The organism is Candidatus Cyrtobacter comes (genome assembly GCF_034470605.1).
GTDB lineage: Bacteria > Pseudomonadota > Alphaproteobacteria > Rickettsiales > Midichloriaceae > Cyrtobacter > Cyrtobacter comes.
The window spans coordinates 1-7544 of the sequence record NZ_JARGYT010000060.1 but is presented as its reverse complement, the minus strand read 5'-3'; the positions used below and the strand labels follow the sequence as shown (position 1 = coordinate 7544).

Sequence of the window (7544 nt, the reverse complement as noted above, 5' to 3'; positions counted from 1 at the left end):
GGAAACAACCTTTTATCCATCTAAATACCATATTTATCGCCTCCAATATAATATTGCATCTTTTCCATTATTTGGCAAAACCTTTGTTAACAGTGCCTATATCAAGCCCTCCATTTTTTAATCTCTTTGCTGTTTCTGATATCGCGAGGGTAACAGACGGCTGCACCCTAGAGAGTATCTTTGCAAGTTGTACCATTTATAATAAAGTCAAACATTACCTGATGCTGCGAAGCCTTATATCACCATCCTCATAACAAGCGCTCACCTCATCTCCACTTGTAATCCTACCAGCAAGTAATTCCTGTGCAAGCTTATTTTGCAAAGAATTTTGTATTAACCTCTTCATTGGCCTTGCGCCATATAGCGGATCAAACCCCTCAACAGCAATCCAATCTATTAGTGATTGATGTATTTTTAATACAATATTTTTACTCTTTAGCAATTTTACTAATTTTCCAAGTTGTATATCTGCTATCTTATACATAGAGCTTTGTTGAAGTTTATCGAAAATTATTATCTCGTCTAATCTATTTATAAATTCTGGTTTAAAGTGGGCTTTTACAAGTTCCATCACACTGTTTTTTACGCCGCTATCACCACTTGCTCCATGAGCTATAAACGATGAGCCTATGTTAGAAGTCAGAATAATGACAGTATTTCTAAAATCTATAGTCCTGCCCTTTCCATCTGTAAGACGCCCCTCATCTAAAACTTGTAATAATATGTTGAAAACATCGGGATGTGCCTTCTCTACCTCATCCAGTAGTAATATTTGATAAGGCCTACGTTTTACAGCCTCTGTTATAACACCACCTTCCTCGTACCCAACATATCCAGGAGGAGCTCCTATCAACCTTGCTACTGAGTGCTTTTCCATATACTCAGACATATCAACACGTAATATAGCCTTTCTATCATTGAACAAAAATTCAGCAAGCGCTTTTGCGAGTTCTGTTTTTCCAACACCAGTTGGTCCTAAAAATAAAAAAGAACCTATAGGTTTATCTTGATCTGATATTCCTGCTCTAGACCTCCTTATTGCATTACTTACAACCTGAATTACATAATCATGCCCAACAACGCTATTACTTAAAATTTTCTCCATATTTAATAATCTCTCCTTTTCAGAGGCGACCATATTTTCAACAGGTATTCCAGTCCATCTTGAGACTATAAGTGCGATATCATTTTCTGTTATCGATTCTTGCATTGATGTATTTTGATTTTGGAGCTCAAGCTCTGATATCTTTTTCTCTAACTCTGGGATTACGCCATATCTTATTTCTCCGGCTTTTGATAAATCTCCGCTGCGTTGTGCTATTTCAAGCCCAGATTTAGCTATTTCTAATTTTTCCTTAGTAGATTGTAATTCATACAACTTCATCTTCTCCATTTTCCATGTAGATGAAAGATCTGCAGATTTTTTTTCTAAACCAGATAATTCATACACGATATTCTCAAGCCTTTTCCTTGATGGTTCGTCCTTTTCTTTTTTTAAGGCGCTTTCTTCAATTTTTAACTGTAATATACGCCTATCTAGCTCATCTATTTCTTCAGGCTTACTATCAACCTGCATTCTCAGTCTGCTTGCCGCCTCATCAATTAAATCTATGGCCTTATCTGGTAAGAACCTATCTGTAATATACCTACTTGATAGCATCACGGCGGCAACTATTGCATTATCAGAAATCCTTATACCATGATGTACCTCATACTTCTCTTTGAGGCCTCTAAGTATCGAGATTGCCTCATCGCTTGTTGGTTCTGATATGTATATTGGTTGAAACCTCCTTGCAAGTGCAGCATCCTTCTCTATGTATTTCTTATATTCATTTATTGTAGTTGCTCCTATACAGTGCAAATCTCCCCTCGCAAGTGCAGGTTTTAGCAAGTTAGATGCATCCATCGCTCCTTCATTTGCACCAGCGCCAACAATTGTATGTAGTTCATCTATAAAGAGTATAATATTTTGGTTAGATTTTTCTATTTCTTTTAATATAGCCTTAAGACGTTCCTCAAATTCTCCTCTAAATTTTGACCCTGCTATCATTGCACCTAGATCTAGAGCAACAAGTCTGGCTCCTCTTAAGCTTTCTGGTACGTCATTTGCAACTATTCTTTGTGCTAAGCCTTCTACTATTGCGGTTTTGCCCACTCCTGGCTCTCCTATTAAAATAGGATTATTTTTCGTCCTTCTAGATAAAACCTGCATAGCACGTCTTACCTCTTCCTCTCTACCAATAACTGGGTCAATTTTTCCATCTTCAGCAAGTTTAGTTATGTCTTTTGTAAATTTTTGCAATGATTGCATATTTTCTTCTGAGGTTTTTGAATCTGCTACCTGTCCTTTTCTTAAGTCGGCAATCTTGCTATCAATCTTTTTTTCTATACCGGCATCCTTATTCTTTAATAATGCAGATATTTGATTTTTGCCTTTTACTATAGCTTGTAATAAACGTTCCGTTGTTATAAAGCTGTCCCCTGCCTTTTTTGCTATTTCCTCAGCGCTTTTTATGACTATTGCAACTTCATTGCTCATATAGAGCTGAGATCCAGTGACCTTAGGAAATTTCTCTATTAAACTCTCAGTTTCTTGAATAAGAGCCCTTAATTCAACTCCGCAACTAGATAATATTTGACTTGAAAGTTCATCATTATTTAAAAGAGAGTAAAAAACGTGCTCAACATTAAGATGCTGGTTTCCCTTAGCCAAACAATCCATCTGAGCTTCTTGAAGGATCTTTTGGGTATTTTGTGTCAATTTATCGCTATTCATAATTTCTGCAACACGATATTAATGAATGTGTATGTAGTAGGGTGATATACCTTATTCAATTGACTTAATAAAATAAGTACAATAAATATGTAATTGCTTATATAACAGCTAGTTATACGATTGGTTTAAACTTTTTACTAGTGATTCTTAAGTAAATTATCTACTTGTTTAGTTCCAATAATTCATTTGCTCTATCTATTATAGAATTTGGCAATCCTGCGAGCCGTGCCACGTGTACACCGTATGATTTCTCGGCTCTACCATTTTTTATTTTATGTAAAAATACTATTTCCCCATCCCATTCCTTAATATCCATTGTATGGCATGATACTCTTTCCAGTCTTTCTTCAATGCAGGCCAATTCATGGTAGTGTGTGGCAAAAAATGCGCGTGCCTTGATTTTATCATGTATATATTCAATGATTGCGGTAGCGATTGCAATTCCATCATTTGTAGATGTGCCCCTACCAATCTCATCCATGATGATTAACGATTTATTAGATGCATTATTGACTATGTTGGAACTTTCAAGCATTTCCACCATAAAAGTAGAATGATTTTTATGAAGATTATCTGCCGCACCTATCCTGCAGAATAGTTTATCTATAGCACCAATTTTTGCATAAGTTGCAGGAACAAAACTGCCAGCTTGGGCCATTAGACAAATTAAAGCATTCTGTCTCAAAAATGTGCTTTTCCCAGCCATATTTGGACCAGTTATTAGCCATAAATTACTCTTTTCATTCATGTCACAATTATTTGGTACAAATACATTATTTGCATGAACTTCAACAACCGGATGCCTCCCTTCTTCTATGTAAAAATCTCCGCTATGATCTACTATTGGCCTGATATATTTATATGTAACCGCAACTTGTGCCATTGAGGATAATACATCTAGTTTCGCAATAATACCTGCAACAAGCCCTATCTCCATTGCATATTTGATAATACCATTCTTTAAGTTATCAAATATACTATCTTTTACAGCATTTACCTTATCTGTATTATTCAGTATTAAATTTTCTAGATTTTTTAACTCATCTGTAAAATATCTTATTGAATTACCTAAAGATTGCTTGTGTATAAATATATCGCTTTTTAGTTTGTTTGAATTGGCGGAGCTTACCTCTACAAAATAACCAATAATATTATTTTTCGATATCTTAAGATTATTAACGCCTGTAATTTTTCTGTATTTATCTTGTAACTCCTCTATCCTCAAATCAGTATTTTGGAGCAGGTCTAAAAGGCAATCTAGCTGTTTTGAGTAACCGTACCGTATATAATGGCTATCTTTTGTTTTAGTACATTCTTCTGGAGCAAGTGCGCATTTTAATTCTTTTAGTATAATTTCAAATCCAGCTATCTGGACTATAAGAGATCTTATGCTATCTGAAATTTCTGATCCAGAAAGCATTATTTTTTGTACAATAATTGTAGAGGTTTCAAGCCCCTTTCTTATGATATTAAGATCATAAGGTGATGATAACTTCCCTATTGATCTTTGTAGCGCTCTTTCTAGATCTGGAAAATCAGATAATAAATCTCTTAAGACACCCCTTATCTCTTTGTTTTTTATGAAAAATTCTATATCGTCTAATCGTGCATTTATCGCCCCTGGATCGATAAGTGGCATAGAGAAGTACCTGCACATAAGTCTACTGCCAGCTGCGGTTAAGGTCATATCTAGTTCTCCTAACAGTGATCCAGATCTCTCACCAGATAAACTCTTTTCTATTTCTAAATTTCGCCTTGTCGCCTTATCCATTACCATGAAATTAGAATTTATATGTCTAGATGGTCTAGATAAGAATGGTAGCGAATCTTTTTGCGTATATCTTATATATTCTAATAAACTACCTATAGCTATAATCTCTGCTTCTGAGAAATTATCAGTTAATACAGATTCATTAAAAATTGCAGAAATAGTGGCGCCAGACCTATTGATATCAAACATATTTTCAGGTCTTGCTGTTAAATTGATACTTTTATCAATTTGATTCCTCAAAGATTCTGGCGCAAGAAGTTCTGCAACATTTATCTGCGCCAAAAATCCCTCTACGTCTAAAAATGAGGAAAAGCTTGTAGCTTTAAATTCTCCAACAGAAAGGTCTGTAAGAGCAATAGAATACGTATCTTTCCACTTATATAATGAGCATAAATAATTGTTATTTTTAGATTCTAGAAGCTCATCTTCTAAAATTGTTCCAGGGGTTATGATTCTTGTTACATCCCTCCTGACAAGGGCATTGTAGCCTCTTTTTTTTGCTTCCTGAGGCGTTTCGAGTTGTTCACATATTGCCACAGAAAATCCGCTTTTTATTAATTTTAGTAAATATACGTTACTAGAATGGGCTGGCACGCCACACATTGGAATATCTTTTCCATCATAAGTTCCGCGTTTTGTTAAAAATAGATTTAGTACTTTAGAGGCCTTGATAGCATCATCAAAAAAGAGTTCGTAAAAATCACCCATTCTGTAAAATAATAAGTGCTCTTCATTCATCATTTTTAATGCCATATATTGGCGCATCATTGGTGTCATCGCTCTTTTTTTATATATTCCAGTGCTTTAAAGTGCTCTGAGACCTCAAGCTCAGTAGGTTGAAAAGATCTTTTTTTATAAACGCTCTTTAAATCTATAGACTCTCTTTTCTCGTTACTAAATAATATACTACTTTGAATATTGGAAACCATTTGTGCATATACAGAAGCTAGAAGTTTAGCATCTATTAATGCCCCATGCTTTTCTCTTGAGCTCAGGTTAATATTCATCCTTCTGCATAGCGCGTCTAAACTCACTTTTGAGCCTGGGTACCTTCTTCTTGCAATGGTCAAAGTATCTACAATTTTATTTCGATCAATCGGTCTCTTTCCACATAGAGAAAGTTCATTATTTAAAAACGAAACATCAAAATTAGCATTATGCATAATAAGGCTACTATCTTGGACGAAATCTAACAACTTATTTACTATATGTTGAAATTGTGGTCTGTTTTTTAAAAATTCATTAGAAATGCCATGAACTAAAAAGGCCGTTGCCTCAATATCCCTTTTTGGATTAATATATTCATGAAAGACGCGACCAGTAAATCTTCTATCTATAAGCTCTACACAACCTATTTCTATAATTCTGTGCCCATCCCTAACACTTAAACCAGTTGTTTCAGTATCTAAAACTATTTCTCTCAATTAACTCCCTCAAAAAACTATTTATACTATAATCGTTTTCACAACACACTATATAATCCGCATACATAAAACGCATATCGTCAGTGGTCTGTCTGCTGGTTATAGCATCAAATTTTTCCTTAGTCATATGCTCTCTTAACATTGCTCTTTTTTCTCTGATATCAAATCTTGAATGTGTTACTATCACCTTTTCATATAAATAGCATATTTTGCCTTTGGTAAGTGATTCAATAAAAAGGGGGATTTCTAATGCTATTGGTCTTTTGGATTGTTTTCTTACGTTCCTTACGAGATTATTACATTCTGCCCTAACAATAGGATGAATAAGCTCTTCAACAAAGCAAAGAGCGGCACTGCTAGCATTAATAATAAATTTATATATATCAAAGCCTCCCAAAGAATCTTTATAAATTGGAAATTGTTCAATAATCTTTTTTTGTATAATTATGTTATTGGCTAATATGGATTTAGCAATTTTATCTACATTTAAAGTTAAAAATCCAAATTTTCGCATTTTACTAAGCAAGAACGTTTTTCCCGAAGCTATTGCGCCAGTAACAATAAAAACTCTTTCCATGACTTGAGTTTTATCAATTTTAGTAAGAGCATATCATAATTAGTTGCAGAACAGAATTATACAAGTGATTTGATTGATTCTGCAAATAATGTTTATTGAATTTTTATTAATATAAAACAATGAAAGAGCTAAGTATATTAGAGAACTTATGGAGATCTGGGAATGAGAATGCTCTTATTGACAGCCTTTCAAGATGTAGCCAAGCAATTGCAAAAGAATTCTTACAAACACATGTTTTAGATACAAGGGTAATAGGTGAAATCATATCAAAGTATCCAGAATCGCAGTTCTCTCAAGTCATTGCAGAAAATATTAGAGCTGGTTTAATGAATCCATCTGATGCTGGTGCAATTATCAATAATTTAGGGCCAGATGCGTATAGTTTTATCATTGATACACTAAATCCTGAACTTGCAAAAGAAATTATCCTCTCTTCTCCAAGGGAGGTATCTGCAAAAATATTTACAGCATATGCTGATGCAGGAGTCTCTAATAATGATTTAGAGGCGTTAATGATTGGATTAGTAAAAGACAAAAGATTTAATCTTGAAAATATCTCTGAAAAGGGTTTTTTAGCTATTCTTACAAAACTTGATAATACAGAGTTAACTAAAGATGTTATCGAAAAATCAGATCCTGGATACCTATTTTTAAATCCAACCAAAGATGATCAGGGGGCTAAAAGCCTATTTGAACTTGGGATGCGCGCTGGTCACCATGAGCTAATAGAGCAAAAAATTCTCGAAGTTGTACAGACAGGCAAAGATGAAGTTGTATTATCAAAAGGAGTAGAAAAATGTCTTAGCCTTGCTCTAAAATTAGAGGGGAAACCAGAAATTGAGAAAGGGGATGATTCTTATGAAAGATTGCTAGATATGATAGGCACTGTTAACAAAGGTTGTATTTAATAGATGCTAAAGCTATAAAGGCAAGGAAAGAGAGATCGGATTTCTCAAATCGTAATGCTAAGCGTCGATTTTCTTTGAGTTTAGCGAA

Annotated in this window: 6 protein-coding genes; 2 read left to right on the top strand and 4 right to left on the bottom strand. The window is 34.3% G+C overall.

Translation table 11 applies throughout. The annotated features are described in order from the left end of the window. The coding region (locus tag Cyrtocomes_RS04475) for a hypothetical protein (protein ID WP_322498000.1) at positions 1-254 on the top strand (254 nt) is incomplete at its 5' end. Here the strand turns inward: Cyrtocomes_RS04475 and clpB are convergent. The 4 genes from clpB to Cyrtocomes_RS04455 all read right to left on the bottom strand — a co-directional run bounded on the left by clpB (position 215) and on the right by Cyrtocomes_RS04455 (position 6548). Then, on the bottom strand, positions 215-2776 hold the full coding sequence (clpB, locus tag Cyrtocomes_RS04470; RefSeq protein WP_322497999.1) for an ATP-dependent chaperone ClpB: 2562 nt from the start codon (positions 2774-2776) through the stop codon (positions 215-217). The two genes, Cyrtocomes_RS04475 and clpB, sit on opposite strands and share 40 nt — an antisense overlap. 160 nt (positions 2777-2936) lie before the next feature. Continuing rightward, a complete protein-coding gene (mutS, locus tag Cyrtocomes_RS04465) occupies positions 2937-5324 on the bottom strand; it encodes a DNA mismatch repair protein MutS (RefSeq protein WP_458693278.1) in 2388 nt (795 codons plus the stop codon). Continuing rightward, a complete protein-coding gene (gene dnaQ, locus Cyrtocomes_RS04460) occupies positions 5321-5971 on the bottom strand; it encodes a DNA polymerase III subunit epsilon (RefSeq protein WP_322497998.1) in 651 nt (216 codons plus the stop codon). Before dnaQ ends, mutS begins: the two co-directional genes overlap by 4 nt. Next, entirely contained in the window at positions 5946-6548 is a 603-nt protein-coding gene (locus Cyrtocomes_RS04455; protein WP_322497997.1) for a dephospho-CoA kinase, read from the bottom strand. Before Cyrtocomes_RS04455 ends, dnaQ begins: the two co-directional genes overlap by 26 nt. Positions 6549-6667: 119 nt before the next feature. Between Cyrtocomes_RS04455 and Cyrtocomes_RS04450 the strand changes: the two genes are divergently transcribed. After that, complete coding sequence (locus Cyrtocomes_RS04450) at positions 6668-7456, top strand: hypothetical protein (protein ID WP_322497996.1); 789 nt, start codon at positions 6668-6670, stop codon at positions 7454-7456. Positions 7457-7544 lie beyond the last annotated feature (88 nt).